Source organism: Alienimonas sp. DA493 (genome assembly GCF_043951915.1).
GTDB lineage: Bacteria > Planctomycetota > Planctomycetia > Planctomycetales > Planctomycetaceae > Alienimonas.
In genome coordinates, this window is the sequence record NZ_JBINJD010000036.1 from 1 (window position 1) to 21,918 (window position 21,918).

13 protein-coding genes and 1 tRNA gene are annotated in these 21,918 nt (G+C 70.2%); 11 read left to right on the plus strand and 3 right to left on the minus strand.

Annotated elements, in window-relative coordinates:
- Positions 1–30 precede the first annotated feature (30 nt).
- From ACG2DA_RS07800 to ACG2DA_RS07830, 7 genes are all read left to right on the plus strand, one after another.
- Positions 31–2,334, plus strand: a complete 2,304-nt coding sequence (locus tag ACG2DA_RS07800; RefSeq protein WP_395254989.1) for a hypothetical protein — start codon at positions 31–33, stop codon at positions 2,332–2,334.
- A 238-nt stretch (positions 2,335–2,572) separates the two neighbouring features.
- A complete protein-coding gene (locus ACG2DA_RS07805; RefSeq protein ID WP_395254990.1) occupies positions 2,573–2,821 on the plus strand; it encodes a hypothetical protein in 249 nt (82 codons plus the stop codon).
- A gap of 204 nt (positions 2,822–3,025) precedes the next feature.
- The gene (locus ACG2DA_RS07810) at positions 3,026–5,740 is read left to right on the plus strand and encodes a DUF3987 domain-containing protein (RefSeq protein WP_395254991.1); all 2,715 of its coding nucleotides are present in this window, start codon (positions 3,026–3,028) and stop codon (positions 5,738–5,740) included.
- The gene (locus ACG2DA_RS07815) at positions 5,728–6,168 is read left to right on the plus strand and encodes a hypothetical protein (protein ID WP_395254992.1); all 441 of its coding nucleotides are present in this window, start codon (positions 5,728–5,730) and stop codon (positions 6,166–6,168) included. Before ACG2DA_RS07810 ends, ACG2DA_RS07815 begins: the two co-directional genes overlap by 13 nt.
- The gene (locus tag ACG2DA_RS07820; protein ID WP_395254993.1) at positions 6,146–6,991 is read left to right on the plus strand and encodes an HNH endonuclease; all 846 of its coding nucleotides are present in this window, start codon (positions 6,146–6,148) and stop codon (positions 6,989–6,991) included. The genes ACG2DA_RS07815 and ACG2DA_RS07820 overlap by 23 nt, the downstream gene beginning before the upstream one ends.
- 917 nt (positions 6,992–7,908) lie before the next feature.
- Positions 7,909–12,795, plus strand: coding sequence for a DEAD/DEAH box helicase (locus ACG2DA_RS07825; RefSeq protein WP_395254994.1), 4,887 nt, complete (start codon positions 7,909–7,911; stop codon positions 12,793–12,795).
- A gap of 194 nt (positions 12,796–12,989) precedes the next feature.
- Positions 12,990–14,108, plus strand: a complete 1,119-nt coding sequence (locus tag ACG2DA_RS07830) for a tyrosine-type recombinase/integrase (RefSeq protein ID WP_395254995.1) — start codon at positions 12,990–12,992, stop codon at positions 14,106–14,108.
- 115 nt (positions 14,109–14,223) lie between these two features.
- Here the strand turns inward: ACG2DA_RS07830 and ACG2DA_RS07835 are convergent.
- Positions 14,224–14,308 (minus strand) — tRNA-Leu (locus ACG2DA_RS07835).
- 266 nt (positions 14,309–14,574) lie between these two features.
- Between ACG2DA_RS07835 and ACG2DA_RS07840 the strand changes: the two genes are divergently transcribed.
- From ACG2DA_RS07840 to ACG2DA_RS07855, 4 genes are all read left to right on the plus strand, one after another.
- On the plus strand, positions 14,575–15,609 hold the full coding sequence (locus ACG2DA_RS07840) for a M28 family peptidase (RefSeq protein ID WP_395254996.1): 1,035 nt from the start codon (positions 14,575–14,577) through the stop codon (positions 15,607–15,609).
- A gap of 44 nt (positions 15,610–15,653) precedes the next feature.
- A complete protein-coding gene (locus ACG2DA_RS07845) occupies positions 15,654–16,556 on the plus strand; it encodes a uracil-DNA glycosylase family protein (RefSeq protein ID WP_395254998.1) in 903 nt (300 codons plus the stop codon).
- 372 nt (positions 16,557–16,928) lie between these two features.
- On the plus strand, positions 16,929–18,419 hold the full coding sequence (locus ACG2DA_RS07850; RefSeq protein ID WP_395254999.1) for a hypothetical protein: 1,491 nt from the start codon (positions 16,929–16,931) through the stop codon (positions 18,417–18,419).
- 72 nt (positions 18,420–18,491) lie between these two features.
- Complete coding sequence (locus tag ACG2DA_RS07855) at positions 18,492–19,259, plus strand: YqgE/AlgH family protein (protein ID WP_395255000.1); 768 nt, start codon at positions 18,492–18,494, stop codon at positions 19,257–19,259.
- 102 nt (positions 19,260–19,361) lie between these two features.
- On the opposite strand, the gene ACG2DA_RS07860 is transcribed toward ACG2DA_RS07855, so the two are convergent.
- Positions 19,362–20,591, minus strand: a complete 1,230-nt coding sequence (locus ACG2DA_RS07860) for a PQQ-binding-like beta-propeller repeat protein (protein ID WP_395255001.1) — start codon at positions 20,589–20,591, stop codon at positions 19,362–19,364.
- A complete protein-coding gene (locus ACG2DA_RS07865) occupies positions 20,579–21,772 on the minus strand; it encodes an iron-containing alcohol dehydrogenase (protein WP_395255002.1) in 1,194 nt (397 codons plus the stop codon). The genes ACG2DA_RS07860 and ACG2DA_RS07865 overlap by 13 nt, the downstream gene beginning before the upstream one ends.
- Positions 21,773–21,918: the final 146 nt, after the last annotated feature.

The window sequence follows — 21,918 nt, forward strand, 5'->3', positions numbered from 1 at the left end:
GGCCCCCCGGCGACACACCGGGGATGCACAGTGAGCGACGACGCGGAGCGGCTGAACGAGTTGGCGAGAACTGTTTTCACCCCGGCGGCGACGATCCACGCCGGGGCGGACGCACTGCGACACGCCGCCAAGTCGGGCGAGGTGACGCTCGATTTTGGGACCTACGGCGAACACTTCCGCGAGGCGGCGCAGGCGTTGGACCGCGGCCTCGCCGCCCACCCCGCCGAAGCCGACGGGGACCTGCACCCCGCGGTCGCCGGGCCGCTGGCGGAGATTCGCACGCTGATCGACGAGAACCCGGCCGTCAGCTTCGGGGACGCCTGCTGCTATTTCGTGGCGATCGACCTGCTCACGCCGGCCCGCCGCGGGCGCGACGCCGCTCGCCGCCTCGCCGCGGGAAAGGAGCCGTTGCCGCCGGGGAAGGGGGTGGACCTGTTCCCGCCGCCGCAGGTGGGGTGGCCGCCGTCTGGTTCCGGGGAGAAGGCGAAGGCCGATGAGGCGCCTCGGGAGGAACCGGCGAAGCCGTCGGAGACGTTCGCGGCGCAGGCGGAGGCGGTCATCGAGCGGACCGCCGCCGCGGCGCTGGGGCGGGGGGACGACCCGGAGGCCCGCTTTGCAATCGGGATGCAAAGCCTGCTGGACCGGGCGCGGGAAGACCTCGCCGCCCGCGGGTTCGCCCCGAGCCCCGCCGCGGAGACGATGCTGGCGCTGCGGCGCCTGCCGGACCTGTTCGACCGGGCGATCGAGCCGGCGCTGGTGGAGCGGGAACGGGTCGCGGCGTTCGAGGCCGTCACGACCGCGAAGTTCGCCCCGACGACCCCGCCCCGCCCGGACCGGTTCGGCCGTCCGCTGGCGGAGTCCGTCGTGCAGATCGCCGAACGCTGCTTCGCCGCCGCGACGAAGACGCTGACGACCCATCTGCCGCCCGCCGAAGCCGGCCCGGACGAGGACTCCGCCCACGAGGCCGCGGCCGGGGTGCGGGACGCGCTGGCCGTTCACCTCGCCGTCGTGCGGCGACGCATGGCAGGAGACCCGTTCGCCGCGGAGCGGGCGAAGTTCCGGCGGGAGTGGGAGGCCGCGATACGGGAGGGGGAGGCACATCGGTCTCCGCCGCCGCAACCGGCTGTCGTCGCGGCGGACGACGCCCCGCTGTGGGTGCGGCAGATGCGGGACGCGCGGGACCGGATGCGGGAGGCGGCCCGCCGGGCGGCCGTCCCCCCGGTGCCGGTGGTTCTGATCGAGGACGAACCCAACGCCCCCGGCCCGCCGTCGCCGCACCCGGCGGACTGCTCCGCCCTCACGCGGGGCGGCGACAGGAACGCCACGCCCTACGCTTGGACCCGGATTGACGGGGACGGGGAGTTGGCCGTGGCGCCCGACGGACGACCGTGGACGGGGATGTTGCGAGGCGGACGCGAGGTGCCCGGGACCGATCCGCCGGGGTGGGAGCGGACGGGAACCTGCGTCTGCCGGGGCGTCCACGCGGCCCTCCCGCCGCACCGCGACCTCGCCGAGCGACATCGGGAAAGGCTGCTGGCCAAATCCGACGGCGTCTTGGGCGAGATGCACGCCCGCCGGGTCGATCCGGAGATGTTGCACGCGGAGCACCGGGCGGCGTTCGCGGCGGTCCGGTCGTTCGTCTCGCTGCTGGACGACGCGGGGCGGGCATTGTTCGCGGCCCCCGCCGCGGTTCGAGAGGCGACGTTCAAAACGATCGGCCCCGATCTTTACGAACAGGTCCGGTCGCCCCGCAGGCTGTTCCTGTGGGCGGCGTTCGACCTCGCGCTCGCCGGGGCCGACCCGGCGTGCCTGTCGGCGGTCCGCTGCCGGGCCGTTGGCGTGGACGGCGGATGCGGCGTAGAGCCGGAACAGTTCTGGGAGGCGTCTCGGGCGAATGTGGAGAAGCGTCTCAAGGCCGATCCAGCACTGCCGTACCGCTGGCCGGGGTGGTTTTACGTCTGGCTACCGGACCTGTTTGGGGCGTGCGTCGCCGCGGCGGACCTGCTGGCGGAGCAAAATAGCCGCCGGACAACGGCGGAGGACCGTGGGGACAGTACTGGGGACACCGAGGACAGTGCTGGGGACACTGGGGACACGTCGAAAAAAACTGCCAAGTTGCCGGCCGCGTTCGACCCTTGGCCAGACACGGATCGGGAGTTCATCAAACGAATGGTCGCCGCCCGCCCGACCGAGCAGCGTAAATACATCCGAAGGGAGCTAGAAAAATCGGGGTTCAACGTCGCGGACAAAGACGCTTTCGAGAAACGCGTCGAGGCGTTGCGGCGGAATTACGGCCGCACCCGGGACAGATTGAAGGCTGCTGGACTGTGGTGACAGGGACTGGGGACACTGGGGACAACGATTACCGAAGCCGCTGACGACGGCGGAAATTGCGGTTCAATACCCGCACGCCGCCGGACGACGCCCCGTCGGCCCCCGCACCGCGATCGGCAGTTCGGTTCCCGAACCCGCCGGTCGGGCAGGGGGTTGAGAGAAAACAGGTCCCGGTCGGCGCTGGGGTAGGGACGCCGTCGTCCCGCCCGCCTTTCCGCCTTCCGATTCGAGCATCCCAATGCCCGCCCGTTCTAAAGATCGCACGCCCAAGTCCGGCACGCCCGGCGCCGCGATCGAACCGCACGTCCTGTATCCCCTGCCGGAGTTCATGCGGCGGACCGGCTGGGGCCGGCACGCCGTCCGGGCCGCCAAGGCGAAGGGGCTGACCGTCCGCTACACCGCCAACCGCGGTTACGTCCACGGCAAAGACTTTATCGACTATGTCCTGAACGACGCCGGCGCCGCGGAAGAAAAGGCCGCCGCGTAACGGCCCGGTCCGGCCCGGCCGGACGACGTTCTGACGCGACCGCGACGCCGCGGTTCACCCCCTGTTTTGAAGATCGCCGCGGCGGTCGCCGCCCCCGGTCTGCGCCTGCGAAAGCGGCCCCGGGGGAGGCGCCCCCGGGGCCGTCGATTCCTCGCCCGCCGGTCGCAACGGCGGACTCGCTTTCACACACCCGCATTGTCCCCCGTGACTCATCCAAAATCCACCGCCCACCGCGTCCGCCTGCCGCGTGTTGAGGAGATCAACGACGCCGCCCGCGGTCGCTGGCGAGAGTTATTATCGACTCACGCCGGCTTCAACCCGGACCACCTCGACGGCCGCGGTCATCCCTGCCCGTTCTGCGGGGAGGGCGACGATCGGTTCAACGCCGACCGCAAGACGTTCGAGACGACCGGCAAGTGCCACTGTAATATCTGCGGGTTCCACGGCACCGGCATCGACGCCGTCATGCAGGCCGGCGGCGTCGATCTGAACGAGGCCCGCCGGCTGCTGGGGGAGACGTTGAACCTTGTCCCAGCCGGCGCCGCGACGGTTCCTTCGCCCCGGCCCCCGGCCGACCGTGCCGAGCCGGCGAAGCGGGCGTCCCCGCCGAAATACGCCACCGCCGACGAGGCCGCCGCCGCGCTCGCCGCCAAGATGGGCGGGCCGCCGTCGGTGCGGTACGTCTACGCCGACGAGAACGGCGACCTGCTGGGCGAAGTCCTGCGGTGGGACCGGCCCGACGGCGGGAAGGACATCCGGCAGACCGCCCGCGGACGGACAACGTGGGAGTGCCGGGCGATGACGGCGCCGCGGCCGCTGTACCGGCTGCCGGACGTGGCGGAGGACCCGGACGAGACGGTCTTCGTCGTGGAGGGCGAGAAGGCCGCGGACTCGCTGGCGTCGGTGGGCGTGACGGCGACCACCTCCCCCGGCGGGTCGAACGCCTTTCGCAAGGCGGACTGGACCCCGCTGGCCGGCCGCGACGTGACGATCTGGCCGGACGCCGACGAGCCCGGGGCGAAGTACGCCGCGGGCGTGGCGGAGGCGCTGACGGCCCTCACGCCGCCGGCGACGGTGCGAATCCTCGACCCCGCGGCGCTGTGGGACGGCGACGGCGACCCGCCGCCGGGCTGGGACGCCGCGGACTTCGTGGAGGCGGCCGACGCCGTCGAACCGGAGACGCTGAAGGCCCGCGTGCTCGCCGCCGCGGAGGCGGCCCCGCCGTTCGTCCCCCGCGGCGATACCCGAAACCCTCTGGACGCAGGGGAGAACGGGGGTTTCGGGAACCGCCCCGGCGGGTTCGTGCCGTTCCCGCTGGAGGCCCTGCCGGAGCCGGTGCGGGGTTACGTCGGGGCGACGGCGGGGGTGATCGGATGCGAGCCGGCGCTGGTCGCCGGGCCGCTGCTGGCGGCGCTGGCGTCGGCGATCGGCAACAGCCGCCGGCTGCGGTTGAACAACAGCTACAGCGAACCGGCGATCGTCTGGTGCGCCGGGGTCTGCGAGAGCGGGCAGCGGAAAAGCCCCGCCCTCGACGCCGCCCTCGCCGAAGCCCACCGCCGACAGAAGACGGAACGCAAACGCTGGCGGGACGACCACGCCGAGTGGGAACGCGAACGCGCCCGCTGGGAGGTGGAGCACGCCCGCTGGAAGAAGAAGGGCGAGGGCGACCCGCCGCCCGAACCGCCGGAGCCGACGCTCCGCAGCTATCTGGTGGACGACACGACGATCGAGGCGCTGCGGGACATCCTCGACGCCAACCCGCGGGGCGTGCTGGCCGCCACGGAGGAACTGGCCGGCTGGTTCGGCATGCTGGACAAGTACAACGCCGGCAAGGGCGGCGGGGACGCGGCGAAGTGGCTGTCGATGCACGGCGGGCGGCCGGTCCGCATCGACCGCCGCACCGGGACGCCGAAGTTCATCTACATCCCCCGCGCCAGCGTGAGCCTGTGCGGCACGGTGCAGCCGGGCACGCTCAAACGGCTGCTGACCGCTGAACACCTCGAAAGCGGTCTGGTGGCCCGGTGGCTGTTCGTCTGGCCGCCGGCCCGCCCGCTGCGGTGGCGGGAGGGGGACGTGCCGACCGCCGTGCGGGACCGGCTGGGGGCCGTCGTGCAGGCCCTGTACGACCTGAAGATGGTCCCCGACCGCGACAACGACCCGGAGCCGGTCGTCGTGCCGCTGACCGCGGAGGCGAAGCGGGCCTATATCGAGTTCTTCAACGAGAACGGCGCCGCGATGGCGGACGCCCGCGGCGAGGTGGCCGCCAGCTTCAGCAAGGCCGCCGCCTACGCCGCCCGGTTCGCCCTGATCGTCCACCTCGTCCGGGAGGCCGCCGGCGACCCGACGTTGGAACATCCCGCCGGCCGCGACGGGGACCGCGATCCCGGCGCCGTGGACGCCGCCAGCGTGGCCGCCGCGGTGACGATGGCGGAGTGGTTCAAGCGGGAGACGACCCGCGTGCTGGCGATGCTGCGGGAGGACGAGGGTGAAACGGCCCGGCGGGAATTGGCGGAGTGGATCGCGTCGCACCGCGGCGGGTCCGTCACCGCCCGGGACCTCGCCAAGGCCCGCCGACACCTGTACGGCGGCGACAGCGGCGAGGCGGAGCAGGCCCTGCGGGGCCTGTCGCAGCACGGCTACGGCCGGTTCGAGTTCCGCCCGCCCGGCCCGCGGGGCGGCCGTCCCACGGAGGACTTCGTCCTGCACGACCCCGCCGGCGGTGACGCCCCGGACGCCCCGGTCCCGTTACCCGAAACCCCCGTTCCTCAAGCGGCACGGCCGGTTTCGGGTAACGCCCGGGGGAACGACGACTCCGCCGCCGCGGTCGTCCTCGTGGGCGGCAGGGGAATCGATGACGAGGCGATCGACGACGAGGCGACCGGCGACGACGGGGAGGGGGTGGGCGAATGGTCGGCCTGAACGGCTACGCCGACGCCCCCCGGGACGCCGCCGGCCTGCTGGCGGAGGCCGGCGCCGCGGGACTGCTGGTCTGGCGGGACGGCGACCGCCTGCGGGTCCGCGGCCCCGTCGCCGCCTCCCACCTCGCCCGCCGCCTGCTGGCCGACAAGGCGGCCGTGCTGTCGGTCTTGGACGCCCGCGACGCCCCGGCCCGGCGTCCCCACCGCTGGCGCCGCCCGCCGACGCCCTGGTGCCCCTACGGCCACCCGGACGGCTGGATCAGCGTGTTCGGCCCGCACGTCATCTGCGCCGCCTGCCACCCGCCGACGCGGGCGGAGATCGTTGCCGACCGGGTTCCGTCGTCCGGTCCCGCCGTCCGCGATACCGTCGCCGCGTCTCACCTCCCGTCACGATCGGAGAGCCTGAATGGCGAAACGCAACGCCTATAGCCGTAAAGAACTCGCCGCGATGTCCGAACGTAGTCACGCCCGGGCGGCGGGCGACCCGGAGAAACTGGAACAGTACGGCCGGGAGGACGCCGCCAAGTGGATCGCCGCCGGGCAGCATTGGGACGGCGTGACCCGCGACACCGAAGCGGCGGAGTTCGCCGACGGCATCGCCAGCCGCGGACGGTGGGGCAGCGACGTGCCGACCGCCGGCCTGCCGAATCAAGCGCACGGCAACACGCTGAAGGATCGGCGGGTGATTGAACGCAGCGCCGAGCCGGGTCACTCCCGTCTCACCCGCTACGGCATCGGCTGTCTGCGGGCGCGGGAGGACGCCGGCTTTCGGATCGGGCCGGACAGCCCGCCGTCAGACCCGTGGGCGGACATGGAGGCCCGGGCGGCGCAGCGGGACGACGGGCTGACGGAGACGGAGCGGGACGCCGTCGTGCAGAGCCGCGTCGGGCAGGGAAGGTTCCGTAGGGACGTGCTGAATGCGTGGGACGGGTGCGCCGTCACCGGGATCGCCGACGCCGCCCTACTGCGGGCGTCTCACGTCAAACCGTGGAAGGACTCGACCGACGCGGAACGGCTCGACCCGGCGAACGGGCTGGCGCTGATCGCCCCGCTTGACCACCTATTCGACGCCGGGTTCGTCACGTTCGAGGACGACGGCGAACTGATCCGGCATCCTGGCTTACAAGCGGACGCCGCCGCCGCGTTCGGTCTGATCGACAGTATGCGGCTGCGGGCAGTACCGGAGGGGCTGCTCCCGTACCTGTCGCACCACCGGGAGCACGTTTTCGGCAGGCTCAGGGCGACCCGCTGATCCGCGGAAACGCGGCGATCGTCTCCGCCTCCGCCCGTCGAATCCGTCGGGTTTGTCGGGCCGTTCCCGGCGGTCCCCGGAGAAAAAACGGCTCCCGAAATGTATCGCGACCTACGCCCGCCGGCGGCGTGGTTTGCGGGCATCGGGCACCTGAAAAGATCGCCCCCCGGGGCCCTACGAACGAGAGCCCCCCCGGGCCGGTTTTCTGTCGTCGTGTCTGTCCGCCGGACCGCGTGGTTTTGGTTCGCCGACGCACGAAAAAACGCCCCGCCCCTCCGCCCGTCCGCCGGGTGCATCTCTGCAATCGCTGGACGCATGGGGCGAACGAAGATCGACCTGATCCGCCGGCCGGGAGAATGCGTTTCCGTCGCTCCGGCGGACCGTCGCCGATCGCGTGACGCTTGCATGCAAACCGGCAGACACAACCCGTTCGTCGGCCGGGCGTTGCGACCGATCCCGGGGTGCCGGGAGGGGGCCACGCGCTCCCCGAATCCGTGGTTGGTACGACGCCGAGCTTGCACCCGATTTGCGGTTGCACGCCCGCCCCCTGGTCCCGCTACTGAGCGGTCCAGTTCCTCCCGACTGTTTCGCGGACGGCCGAGCACGATCCGTTCAGCGGAGCGTTGCTGACCACCGTTCCTTACCATCCCGACCCGCCCCTTCCTGCCCCGTACGACAGGTCTTCGTGAGCGACCAGCCTTCTCGCGGATCTCTGAGCGACCTCGACCCCAAGCTGCGGATCACGGCAAAGAAACGCCGAAGGACTTGCGCGGGACGTGGACAGCGACGTCCACCTGCGGCGAGACCGACCCGCCGGTAACTCGTCGAAGACGCCGCGACGGGCGGGCGTCAGACTTCAATCACTGCTTGGATACTACAAACGGCCCGCGGTAGCGGTGCCTACGAATAAAAGGACGATGATGACCGCCTTGCACGACGTTCTCGATGGGTTCCGCGAAGACGCCCGGAACAACCGCGACTTGGGCGATCGATTCGAACGGCTGATGCTCCGCTATTTCGAGATCGATCCGGTCTATGCGGATCGCTTCGATAAGGTGTGGATGTGGAACGACTGGCCGAACAAAGGGAAAGTTGGCGACGTCGGCATCGACCTCGTGGCTCGCGACGCGGCCACCGGTGAACACTGCGCGATCCAGTGCAAGTTTTATCTGCCGGAGCATCAGCTGTCGAAGGCGGACATCGACTCGTTCATCACCGCGATGGGCCGGACGCAATTCACCAGCGGCATCATCGTCTCGACGACTGATAAGTGGGGCAAGAACGCTCTGGACGCGTTGCACCACCAGACCAAACCGGTCACGCGAATCGGTATCGCAAATCTGGGGGACAGTGCCGTCGACTGGTCGACGTTTAAGGATAAACGTCCGCAAGATTTGGGGCTGCGCGAGAAGAAGGTCTTACGTCCCCACCAAAAGATCGCCTTAGAGAACGTCGTCGCTGGCTTGGAAAACGCCGACCGCGGCAAGCTCATCATGGCGTGCGGGACCGGAAAGACGTTCACGTCGCTCCGCATTGCCGAAGCAATGGCGCCGACCGGCAACGTCCTGTTTCTCGTGCCGTCGCTGTCGCTGCTCGCGCAGTCGCTTCGCGAATGGACCGCCGAAGCGGAGAACGGACTGACCAGCATCGCCGTCTGCTCGGATGCCAACATCGGCACCTCACGGAAGCCGAAGGACGACGACTCCGGGGACATCACGATTCAGGACCTCGCCTTCCCTGCGACGACGAGTCAGCGCGAACTCGTCAGGCAGTTCAAGTTGCAGTCGGGCGAAGCGAAGAATCACCCCACGGTTGTGTTCTCGACCTATCACTCGATCGAAGCGGTCGCGAAAGCGCAGGAAGCGGGGCTGCCGGAGTTTGATCTGGTTATCTGCGACGAGGCGCACCGCACGACCGGCGTCACGTTCGCTGGAGAGGACGAATCGCACTTCGTGAAGGTTCACGACGCAGACTTCCTGCGGGCGAAGAAGCGGCTGTACATGACCGCCACGCCGCGGATCTACGGCGACGATGCGAAGAGCAAGGCGAAGGAAGCCGCGGCCGTCGTCGCGTCGATGGATGACGTCGGCGTCTTCGGCCGAGAACTTCACCGGCTCGGTTTCGGCGAAGCCGTCAAGCACGACTTGCTCGCCGATTACAAGGTGCTCGTCCTCGCGGTGGACGAGAAGTACGTCGCACGAACGTTCCAGAAGCAGCTTGCCGCTGACGGCGAGATGAACCTCGATGATGCCACGCGGATCACCGGGTGCTGGAACGGACTCGAAAAGCGATTCGAATCGACTCTGAACAATCCCGATCTACAGAGCGACGCGAAGCCGATGCGAAGGGCCGTTGCCTTTTCCCAGACGATTAAGGCTTCAAAACAGTTCGTCGAACAATTCCACCGGATTGTTGAGGCGTACAAAGAGGACAACCCGGACGCAGACGACGTGCTCGACGTCGAAGCGGATCACGTCGACGGCTCGTTCGACGCCCTCCGCCGCAACGCGCTGCTCGAATGGCTCAAGGAAGACGCCGACGGCAACGCCTGTCGCATCCTGTCGAACGCCCGCTGTCTGTCCGAAGGCGTCGACGTTCCGGCTCTCGACGCGGTGATGTTCCTCAACCCGCGGAACAGCGTGGTCGACGTCGTGCAGTCCGTCGGCCGTGTGATGCGTCGGGCCGAGGGCAAGCGGTTCGGCTATATCATCCTGCCGATCGGCATCCCGGCCGATCAAACGCCCGAAGATGCTTTGAAAGACAATAAGAAATACAAGGTGGTCTGGCAGGTGCTTCAGGCGCTACGCGCCCACGACGATCGGTTCAACGCCACGATCAACCAGATTGAACTGAACCGGAACAAGCCGCCGAAGATCGACATCATCGGCGTCGGCGGCGGGGATGGGGGCGACGACGGTTCGTCTGGGGGCGGCGATTCGAAGCCCAAACCCCGTATTACCCAAGGCGGGCTCGCTTTCCCCGGACTCGAAGACTGGAAGGACGCGATCTACGCCAAGATCGTGAAGAAAGTCGGCGACCGCGGCTATTGGGAGACTTGGGCGAAAGATATCGCCGTCATCGCCGAGCGTCACGTTACCCGCATCAAGGCACTGCTTGAAGACGAGAACGCGAAGCACGCCGTGGCGTTCGCGGAGTTCCTAGAAGGGCTGCGCCGGAACCTCAATCCGGCCGTTAGTGCGGATGAAGCGATCGAAATGCTCGCCCAACACCTCATCACTCGGCCGGTCTTCGACGCCCTTTTCTCCCATTACGACTTCGCGAAGCACAATCCGGTTTCGCAGTCGATGCAGCGAATGCTCGATCTGCTCGACGCGGAACGCGTCGATAAGGAAGCCGAAACGCTGGAACGGTTCTACGCGAGCGTTCGAGACCGCGCGGCGGGCCTCGACAATGCGGAGGCTCGGCAGAAGGTTATCACCGAACTCTATGAAGAGTTTTTCCGGAACGCATTTCCCCGCGTGGCGGAACGACTTGGCATCGTATACACGCCGCCGGAGGTCGTGGACTTCGTCATTCGCAGCGTCGAAGATGTGCTCCGCGACGAATTCGACAGCGGCTTGGGTGAGGAAGACGTCCATATCATCGATCCGTTCACCGGCACGGGCACGTTTATCGTTCGCCTGCTGCAAAGCGGCCTGATCCCGAAGGACAAGTTGCTTCAGAAATTCCGGAAAGGACTCCATGCCAACGAGATCGTTCTGCTCGCATACTATATCGCGGCAATCAATATCGAAGAAACGTTCCACGCATTATCATCAACGAACGATGACGATGACGAATACGAGCCGTTCGACGGCATTGTCCTAACCGACACCTTTCAGCTCTGCGAGGATAGGCAGAATCAGTTCGAAGGCACGTTTCCGGTAAACTCCGGGCGGGCCCAAAGACAGCAGCAGAGCCCGATCCGCGTCGTAGTCGCGAACCCGCCATATTCTGCGCAACAACAGAGCGAGAACGATAACAACAAGGGTCTGGACTACCCAGCACTCAATGCGCGCATAGCAGAGACTTATGCGGCAGCGTCTAACGCCAAGCTGCACAAAAACCTCTATGACAGCTATGTTCGGGCCATTCGGTGGGCCAGTGACCGAATCAAAGACAAGGGTGTAATCGGCTTCGTCACCAACGGCTCATTTATCGAAGCCAACAACATGGACGGCCTCCGCGGCTGCCTCACTGACGAGTTCACCTCACTATACGTCCTCAACCTCCGCGGCAATCAACGGACTTCCGGGGAAACCTCCCGCAAAGAAGGCGGAAAAATCTTCGGATCGGGCTCACGCGCGACCGTCGCCATCACGCTGCTCATCAAAAATCCCGGGAAGAAACCCGCTGGAGGACTTCACTATCACGACATCGGCGACTACCTCAGTCGCGACGAAAAGCTCGGCCTCGTTCGCAAGTTCGCCAGCATTCGCGGTGTCTCCAAAGCCAAGCAATGGAGGCAGATTAAACCCAACGCCGAAAACGATTGGATCGATCAACGCGACCCGGCATTCGACGCCTTCACACCGATGGGCGACAAAGAAGGTCTGGAATCGGTCGAGTCTCTGTTTGTGACCTACTCTCTAGGTGTAGTCACTGGCCGCGACGCTTGGGTCTACAACGCTTCAAGAGCTGCGCTCGAAGTGTCCGTGGTACGGCTCGTCGAATCCTATCAACGCGAGATGTCAAACTATCAGGCTGTCATTCAACGCCTGGGGGAGTCGGAAAACCCGAAACTTGAAGACGTCGTCGAGTCTGACCAAAAACTAATAAACTGGACCCGCGCCCTCAAGGCCGACGCTAGAAAAGGGAAGGCTCTCAGCTTTGAAAAGGAAGGCTTTCGCGTGGCGTTATACAGGCCTTTCTTCAAGCGTTGGATGTATTTCAACCGGCGATTGAACGAGGTCGTGTACAAGATGCCGAGGCTTTTCCCGACGGAGAGGCACGCCAACCTAGTCATCGCCGCCCTTGGGGCTGGGGCGAGCCACGACTTCTCGGTCCTCATTTCAGACACGGTCGTCGATTTGGAGATGGTCTCGAAAGGCCAGTGCTTTCCGCGTTTCTATTACGAAAGAGCCGACGTCAAGAACAGCCTTGGGTTCGAAGACGGCGAGAGCGAACTCGTTGAGGGATTCCGTCGCCGAGATGGGATTACAAGTTCTGTTCTCGATACCTTTCAGGCGTCCTACGACAATAAGCTCACCAAAGACGACATCTTTTACTACGTCTACGGCATTCTCCACAGTGCCGAATACCGGGAGCGGTTCGCTGCCAACTTGAAAAAGGCGCTGCCCCGCATCCCGCTTACCCGCGACACCGCCGACTTCTGGGCCTTCACTCAGGCCGGCCGCGACCTCGCCGACCTGCACCTGAACTACGAGACAGTCAAGCCGTGGGGCGTTTCCGTGCAGACGGAGACGTTTGACTTCGATCCGTGGGATCAGTTCAAGGTCGAGAAAATGCGGTTCGCCCGGCCGTCCGAAGAACAGAAGACCGAAGGCCTGAAGCACGATAAGTCGACGATCGTCTACAACGCACACGTCACAATTAAGCAAATTCCGCTCGCCGCTTACGAATACGTCGTGAACGGCAAGCCGGCGATCGAATGGGTTATGGATCGCTACAAAGTCACGGTCGATAAGAAAAGCGGTATCCGCAACGACCCGAACGACTGGTGCCGCGAACACGACGATCCGCGGTACATCGTGGACCTGATCGGCCGCATCGTCCGCGTGAGCATGGAGACGATGGACATCGTCCGATCGCTTCCGGCCCTCAACGAACGTGAAGGTGCCTGACAGCTACCGTGTCTTCCCCGTCTTCCCCGTCTTCCCCGAGATCACCGTTCGCTGAGCGAGACGCGGCATCACGTCGGACCTCTGACGCGTTCGCCCGGATTACGCTCGTCTGATGCCGCCCGCACGCTGACGCAGCGGCGGCCGGACGGTATCTTGAATGACGGTTCACCCGTTCACCGTGCCGCCGCCCGACGATGCCGAACGCCCCGATCACCTACACCGTCATGCGGCGGCAGGGGCGCCCGAATTGGGAGGTGCAGTGGACCGACCCCGCGACCGGCCGCAAGAAAACCCGGTCCACCGGGCACAAGGTCAAGCGGGAGGCGGAGCGCTGGGCGTCGAAGTTCGCCGACGACCTCAACCGCGGCGCCGGCGGCCCCGTGCGGACGACGTGGGCGGACTTCCGCAAGCAGTTCTCCGACGGGCACCTCGCCCACAAGCGACCGAACACCGCCGCGAAGTACGAGACCGTCCTCGCCAGCGTCGAACGGCACCTCAACCCGAAGCTGCTGACCGCCCTCACCCCCGCCGCCTTGGACGAGTGGGCCGGCAAGATGGCCGCCGCCGGGAACAGTGCCAACACCGTCGCCACGAACCTGCGGCACCTCAAGGCGGCCCTGCGGTGGGCGCACGACCGCGGCCTGCTGGCGGCCCCGCCGAAGGTCACGGTGCCCCCCGTGGAGTCGGCCGCGAAGGGGCGACCGCTGACCGACGCGGAGTTCGACCGCCTGCTGGACGCGACCGAACCGACCGTCGGTGCCGACCGGGCGGCCGGTTGGCGGTTCCTGCTGCGGGGACTGTGGCTGTCGGGCCTGCGGATCAGCGAGGCGGCGGCGCTGACGTGGGACGACCGCGACGGCGTCCACCTCCGGCTGGGCGGCAAGTTCCCGGCGCTGTTCATCCCGGGGCGGATGCAGAAGGGGAAGCGGGACACGGTGACGCCCCTCACCCCGGATTTCGTCGCCCTGCTGGAAACCGTCCCGGCCGCGGAGCGGACCGGGTTCGTGTTCGACCTGCCACTGGACCGCGGAGGCCGGGCCGGCGGGCGGGAGGCGAGCAAGACGGTGGGCGACATCGGCCGGGCGTCCGGCGTGGCGGTGAAGCCGGGGAAGACCGCCACCGCCCACGACCTGCGGCGATCGTTCTGTTTCCGCTGGGCGCAGCGGGTGCTGCCCCAACACCTCAAGGCCCTCGCCCGGCACCGCACGATCGACACGACGCTGCGCTACTACGCCGAAGCCGACGCCGAACTCACCGCCGAAGCCGTCGCCGCCGCCGTGAAAGGGTCCGGCGTGTCCGGCGCCGCGACCTGATCGACTGCGGCGGACGAAGACCCGGATGCGTCCCTTGCTAACGATTTTGCTAACGGGCCGCCGTGCGGGCGTCGTGCGGAGAACCGTCGGACGGCGTATTTCCCTGTCATAATAGTGCCGGAGGTGGGACTCGAACCCACACTCGGGTTTCCCCGAAAAGGATTTTGAATCCTTCGCGTCTGCCATTCCGCCACTCCGGCCGGAGTGTGCCTCGCCCCTCGGACACGCGGTCCGGGGGGCGGGGTTCGCACACTCTATCCCTTGAATCGTAGGATGCCAGCCCGACGGCGCCCGCGGGGGGCCGGTCCGGAGGAACGCTCCGCGGGAGCCGGTCGGGGCGGGCGGGCGTTGCGGACGTTAGGGTGAGGGCGCCGCCCGCTCGGGCGGTCGGTCGCCCGGCAGGTCCGTCCGGGACCGAGGTCCGCGGTTCGACCCGCTCCCGCAGTCCCCGTCACGGTTGGTTCCGATGATCGCTCACGTCGCCCTGCTGGCCCTCCTGTCCCCGGCGGCGGGCGGCGGGGGAGGGACCGGCGAGCCGGCCGGCGACGAAACGGCCCGGCGGTTCGAGCGTCGGGTGGTCGCCGTGGCGGCCGCGGAGGCGCTCGACGGACGCCGGAACGCGATCGAGAACGAACTGCGAGCCCTGCGGCTCGACCCGCAGCGCCGGGCGTTCCAAGGCCCCCGCCGCGAGGGGACGAACCTGCTGGCGGTCGTCCCGCCGGCGGCGGCGGGGCCGGCGCCGGAGCGGACGCTGATGCTCGGGGCGCATCTGGACCGGGTCGAGGCGGGAACCGGGGCGGTGGACAACGCCGGCGGGTGCGCCGCCGTGCTGGAGTTGCTCGGGCGGTTTCAGGCCCGGCCGCTGACGAATCATCGCGTCGTCGGGCTCTGGTTCGATCAGGAAGAGCAGGGGTTGTTGGGCAGCCGGGCGTTCGCCGAGGCCGCCGGCGAGGCGGACGCCCCCGGGGCGGCGTCCGGGCTGCCGGATCTGTTCGTCAACTTCGACGTGTTCGCCTACGGCGAGACGCTGTGGGTGCACTACCCCACGGAGGCCGACCGGACCGCCGCCCGCCGGTTCGTGCAGGGCACGGCGGCGGCGGACGCGGCTGGGGAGGGGGGCGAACCGTTCCCGACGGTGGTGGGGTCGGTGTATCCGCCGAGCGATCACCGGTCGTTCGCGGCGGTGCGGGAGGGGGCGGAGCCGAGCTCGCGGGCCGCGGAGATGGAGGTGCTGTCGTTGAGCCTGTTGCCGCGGGAGCAGATCCTCGAAACGGTCACGTTCCTGGAGGCGATGGAGGGCGGCGGGCGGCCGACGCGGGCCGGGCTGCCGAAGATTCTGGCCCTGATTCACACCGCCAACGACACCCCCTCCGCGGTGCGACCGGCCGAGGCGGCGGCGGCGATCGACGCGGTCGAGGCCGGGCTGCGGGCGCTCGACGCCGCGGCGGGCGAGGCGGCTCCTGCGGCGAACGATCCGGCGAACGACCCGGCGAACGACTGAGCGGGGCGGTTGCCTTCCGGGGCGGCGGGGGGGACGGTGGGGGGATGGATCTCGACACGCTCCGCCGGTCCGTTCTCCGCCGGCTCGAAGCCGACCGCCGGGCCGGTCTGACGCACTTTCCAAAGGGGGAGGCGTTCGCCCTGACGCCGGTCGCAGACCTGGGGGACGCCTCTGCCGAGGACGTGCCGCCTGCCGGCGACGGCGACGCGGGGGGAACGCATGAGCGTGCGGCGGCCGCGGGGCGGTTCGCGGCGGGGATGACGCGGGACCTTGCCGCCGCGGCGGAACCGGCTCCTGCCCCGACGGCTCCGGCGCCCGCGGCGGCGCTGTTTGAGGGCGGCGCGAACGCTGGGAACGCGGAACGCTCCACCCAGCCCGTCGAGGAGCGGGCCGCGGCGCTGACCGTCCTCGAACAGACCGTCCGCGGCTGCCCCCGCTGTCCGGAGCTGGTCGCCACCCGCACCCAGACGGTCTTCGGCGCCGGCGACCCGAACGCGGCGATCCTGTTTTTGGGCGAGGCCCCCGGAGCGGACGAGGACGCGACCGGCGAGCCGTTCGTCGGCCGGGCCGGCAAGCTGCTCGACGATATTATCAAAGCCTGCCGGCTGCGGCGGGACGAGATCTATATCTGCAACGTGTTGAAGTGCCGCCCGCCGGGCAACCGCAACCCCTCGCCGGTCGAGGCGGCGAACTGTCGGGAGTATCTCGACGCCCAGATTCGCATCGTCGACCCGGACTATATCGTTTGCTGGGGGGCCGTCCCCTCGAAGGAGTTGTTGGGGACGAAACTGGGCATCGGCAAGCTGCGGAAGCAGTTCTTCCCGTACGGGCGGGCGAAGGTCGCCTGCACCTATCACCCCAGCTATCTGCTGCGGAACCCGGCGGCGAAGAAGGAGGTCTGGGCCGATCTGAAGTGGCTGTTCGCCGATATGGGCGTGACGCTATAGGTCGATTCTCCCGCAGACGGAGCGTCCCGGACCCTTCAAGGGTCCGGGACGCCGGCGTCGCCCCCGCTACGGCCGTCGGAAGAGCGTTGAAGAGCGTTATAAGGGCCCCCGGCGGGCGGCGGTCGCGTCTTGAATGAAAGCGATGAAAAGTCCGGCCTCCGCGGGCGCGAAGCGGGCGCATCCGCGAGGAACGGGAGCGTCGGCCGCCCGCGGGGCGGATTGGTTTCTCTAAGCCGCAAACCGACCGCAGGCGGGCGGGGCGGCGGGTAGTGTCGTCGGCCTCGGCAGCCGTGCGGCGACTCCGCACGCGGGTCGGGGCTGCGACGGACCGCGTCGCCCCGCTTCTCCCCACCCCGCATGGAGGTCCCCGCCGTGAACGATCGTCCCCTCTTTACTTTCGCTCCCGCCCCGGCCGCGGCGCCCGCCCCGCGTCGCGTCGAGCCGACCGTCACGGTCGAGGACGCCGCGGCCCCGCCGGGCGGCTTCGGGCTGCGTCGGTTCGGGCGCCTGGCCGGTTCCCGGGGCTGGCGGGCCGCCGGCGTCGTCGCCGCGGCCGGGTTGCTGGGGCTGGCCGCGGCCCCGCTGAGCGGCTCGCCCGCGGTCGCCGGCTGCCCCTGTGCGAACCGGGCCGCGGTCGCGGCGCCGTACGGGACGCTCGCCCCGGCCGCCGACCCGTACTTCGGCCGGTCTTCCTTCGGCCGGCCTGCGGTTCCGGCGGCGCCGGCGTACGCGGCGCCGTCCCGGGGCGCGACGGGGTGGACGGCGTCGCCCTACGGCGTGCTCGCGGCCGGCGTGCCCGCGGCCGGCGTGCCCGCGACGGCCGTTTCGGCGGGGACGGCGGGCGACGGCGGGTTCACGCCCGTGCCGCAGCGGACGGCGCCGCAGCGTTTGGCCCGGGTGGCGGCGGCGCCGACCCGGCGGCAGGACGACGCCGAGCGGGCGCCCCTCACCGCCCCGCGGCCGGGCGACCCGGCGCCGCCGCGGCCGGCGGACGGGCTCGTCGGGGAGGAACCCGCCGGCGCCGTGCCGCCCCCGTCCGAGGACGCGATGCCGCCGCGTCCCGAGGCCGCGGACCCCTCGTTCGGCCTGACGGGGACCGACGCCCCGGCGGACGCCGCCGCCCCGGCGCAACCGCAGGGCGGGGCGGAGCTGCCGACGGACCCGGAGGCGATCGAGGCGCCGGAGCCGATCCGGATCGACGCCGCCAAGGGCGGGCCGGAGGGGGACGCGTCGGCGGACCGCGTGCCGCTGAGCCCGCCGTCGCTGCCGGGTCTGCGGAATCCGCTGCCCAGTCCGTACGGGGCGCCGCAGGACGGCTTGTCGCTCGACGCCGAGCCGACGGCGCCGGCCGATCCGTTCGCCCCGACCGGGCCGGACGTGGTCGAGTCCGCCCCGCAGCGGGCGTACGCCCTGCCGCCGCAGGCCGAACCCAGCGTTCGCCCGCTGCCGGCGGCGGCGGGCTACGGCGCCGGCTCGCATGGTTACGGCCCCACGCCGAGCTACGCCACGGCGGCCTTCGCCCCGGCTCACGCCGGCGTCGCGGGGTACGGCGTGCCCGGCTACGCCCTCGGGGGCGACGGGCCGCTCGGGGACGGCGTCGGCGGGGCCTTCGGTCCCTACGGCGGACCGCACTTCGGCGGCGGCGCCTGCGGGTGCGGCGGCGGGTACGAACCCTGCGGCGTCGGGTGCGAGCCCTGCGGCGGCGGCCACGGTCGGCTCGGGCTTGGGCTTGGGTTCTGCGGGGGACTCGTGCCGGACTCGGGCTGCTGCGGGGCCGATTTGGGGTGGTGCGGCGGCTACGGCGCCGGCTGGGGCGGCTACGGGCCGGGGTGGGGCGGCCCCGGGGCGTTCGGGCCGTTCTGAACCGCCGGATCGCGGCGCCCCGGAGGAGGGAGGGGGCTGTACGGGGCGTCGGGCGGCGTTAGAGTGCGGCTCATGGCCTCCCCGCCCTCCGACCCGTCGGAACCCGCCGGCTCCCCCGGGGAGCCGGATCGTCCCCGCTCCGAATCGTCGGAGCGGGACCGTTCCAAGACGAGTCGCCCCTCCCGCGGCCGGGCCGACCGGGACGCCCCCCGGCGGGAGGAGCGGGACGAACGGGACGTTCCCGGCGACGACGAACCCGGCGGCGGGTCGCTCCGCGGTCGCATCCTCGTCGCCGGGCGCCACCTGCGGGACCCGAACTTCTACCGCACGCTGGTTCTGCTCGTGGAGCACGGCGAGGACGGCGCCTTCGGGCTGGTCGTCAACCGGCCCACGGACACCACCGTCCGGCGGGCCCTCTCCGGTCACCTGGAGGTGGAGGAGGGCGCCGACTCGGTGTTCTCCGGCGGGCCGGTCGAGCCGGCCGCCCTGTTCGTGCTGCACAACAGCGTGGAGTTCGCCGAGGGGGAACTGCCGGTCTGCTCCGGCCTGTTCGTCGGCAACAGCCGGGAGGCGTTCGAGGGGCTGGTCAACGCCGTGGACGCCGGCGACGAGGAGACCCGCTACCGGGTGTTCTCCGGCTGCTCCGGCTGGGGGCCGGGCCAGTTGGAGCAGGAACTCGCCCGGGCCGACTGGCGGGTCGTGGACGCCGACGCGGTCCTCGACGGCCCCGCCGACCCGATCTTCGGCCCGGACCCGTACGGGGCCTGGGAGGAAGTGGACCGCCTCTCCGCCCGGCCCCCGCTGGACGGGCTGGACGGCAGCAATTTTCGGATGAATTAAAGAGGACGTGAGCCCGGAGCGCAAGCTCCGGCGGTGCGTCGGAATCGGAACGCGCTCGCTTCGCTCGTCGGCCGGAGCTTGCGCTCCGGGCTCACCGGGCCTTTACCCGCCGAAGCAGAACCACTGTCCGTTCGGGCCCTCGGTGCCGATGACGAGCACCGTGGCGCCGTCCGGGCCGCCGACCGCGGGGCTGGCGACGATGCCTTTGCGGAGGTTTTGCGACCAGACCTCCGTGCCGTCGGCGGCGTTCAGACAGTGCAGCGTGCGGTCGCCGCCGCCGAACCAGACGCGCTCGTTCCCCGTGCCGACGCCCGTGACGACCGGGCTGCTCTCGCTGGCGGCCCGCAGCAGGAACTCCCAGACCTGCTGGCCGGTCTTGCGGTCGAGGGCCTTGGCGACCTTGTCGCCGCCGGTGACGAACACCCGGTCGGCCGTCGCCGCGGCGCTGGACTTGTATTCGAACTGCCCGTCCGGCTCCGCCCGCCAGACGACGGCCTCGGCCTCCGGCACGTCCGCCCCGGGGACGGTCTCGGAGGAGGCGTCCACCGCCAGCACGTCGCCGGCGTAGGTGCCGAAGTAGACCGTGCCGTCCACCGCCGCGGGGGAGGCGATGAGGTAGGTGCCGATTTCCACGTCCAGCGTGACCGAACCGTCGGCAATTTCCGCCCCGCGGAGGTGCTCGTCGCAGCCGGCGATGAAGGTGCGGGCGGCGCCGTCCGGACCGGGCATGACGGCGGGGGTGCAGTGCACGCGGCCCTGCGTTTCCAGTTCCCACCGCAGCTGGCCGTCCTCCGCGGACAGGCAGTACAGCTTGGCGTCGTAGGAGCCGAACAGCACGACGGGCAGCGCCTCGCCGTTCTCCCCGGGGATCGTCGTGGGGGTCGGGCTGCTGATGATCTCGGCGCCGGTCTCGAAGGTCCACAGCGGCTTGCCGGTCGCCGCGTCGACGGCGTGCAGGTAGCCGTCTTCGTCGCCCAGATAGACCCGCCCGTCGGCCACCGCCGGGGAGCTGAGGAACCCGGGGCGGAACTTGCCGACTTCCTCCGTCTGATAGGTCCAGATCGGCTCGCCGGTCTTGATGTCCCGGCAGTGCAGCGTGCCGGAGAGGCCGGCGGTGTAGACGCGGTCGCCGACGATCGCCGCGGTGGCGGCGACGCCGTCCGGGGCGTCGGCGGTCCAGAGCAGCTTCGGGGCGTCGGGGAGCGTGTCCGTCGTCGTCCCGGTGAGCTGCGGGTTGCCGCGGAAGGAGGGCCAGTCCGCCCCGGCGGCGGACGCGGCGAGCAGGCAACCGGCGGCCAGGCCGGCGGCGAGGCGGGCGGTCAGAACGCGCATCGGTAGAGCCCTTCGAGGTCGGCGGCGGTGACGGGGCGGGGGTTGAAGCCGGCGGTCCACTGTTCGGCGGCCAGTTCGGCGAGCTGCGGCAGGTCGTCCGCGGAGGCCCCCGCCCGGCCCAGCCCGCCGCTGACGCCGGCGGAGGGCAGCAGGCCGTCGAGGAACTCCGCCAGCGCCGCCGCCGAGGGGGTCAGACCCCCCGCGGCGGCGAGATCCTCGTAGATCGCCCGGACGGCGGGGTCGGCGGCGTTAAACCGAACCACGTGCGGCAGCATCCGCCCCACGGCGACGCCGTGCGTGGTGCCGTACTTGGCCGTCAGCGGGTTCGCCAGGGCGTGGGCGGCGCCGAGCATGCTCAGTTCGATCGCCGCCCCGGCCAGGTGGGCGCCCAGCAGCATCGCGGCGCGGTCCTCCGCCGTCGCCGCCCCGGACAGGTACGGACGCACGCTGCGGGCCAACAGGGAGAACGCTTTGCGGGCGAACATGCCGCTGAGTTCCCCCCGCACCCGGCAGGCGGCGGTCTCGACGGCGTGGGAGACGGCGTCGATCGCCACCGGGGCGGCGACCTTGGCGGGCACGGTGGCGATCACGTCCGGGTCCAGCAGCGCCGCCCGGAAGGCCGCCCGGCCGTCGCCGCAGGCCATCTTGATGTGCGTTTCGTCGTCGGCGATGAGGGCGAAGGACTGGGCCTCGCTGCCGGTGCCGGCCGTCGTGGGCACGCCGACGCTGGGCAGGAACGTGCCGCGGCCCTTGCCGACGCCGTGGTAGTCCCGCATCGCCCCGCCGCCGGCCAGCAAGAAGTTCGCCCCCTTGGCCACGTCCATCGCGCTGCCCCCGCCCAAGCCGATCAGCAGGTCGGCCCGATGATCGCGGGCCGCGGCGACCGCGGCGGCGACGTCCGCGGTCGTCGGGTTGGCTCGCACCTCCTCGAACACCGACGTCTCCACGCCGACGGCCCGCAGCGCCTCGGCCCCCGCGGCGGCGTGGCCGGCGGCGACGACGCCGGGGTCGGTCACCACCAGCGCCCGCTTGCCCAGCGGGGCCTCCCCGGAGGCGGCGGGCGGCGCGACGAGTTCGCCCAGCCGGGTCAAACTGCCGGGGCCGAACAGCACCCGGGTGCGGGGGCGCCAATCAAATCCCGGACCCTCGGCGAAACGGGCGTCGGGCGCGGCGTCAGACACGGCGGGGGGCGCTCGGGGCGGGCGGGGCAGGGCGGCGATCGTCCGCCGGCGGGACCGAATGGTAGTCCGCCGGGGGGCGACCTTCGACCGGGGGACTTCCCCAACCTGCCGACCGCCGCCGCCCCGCGGGGGCGGACCGGCGGCCC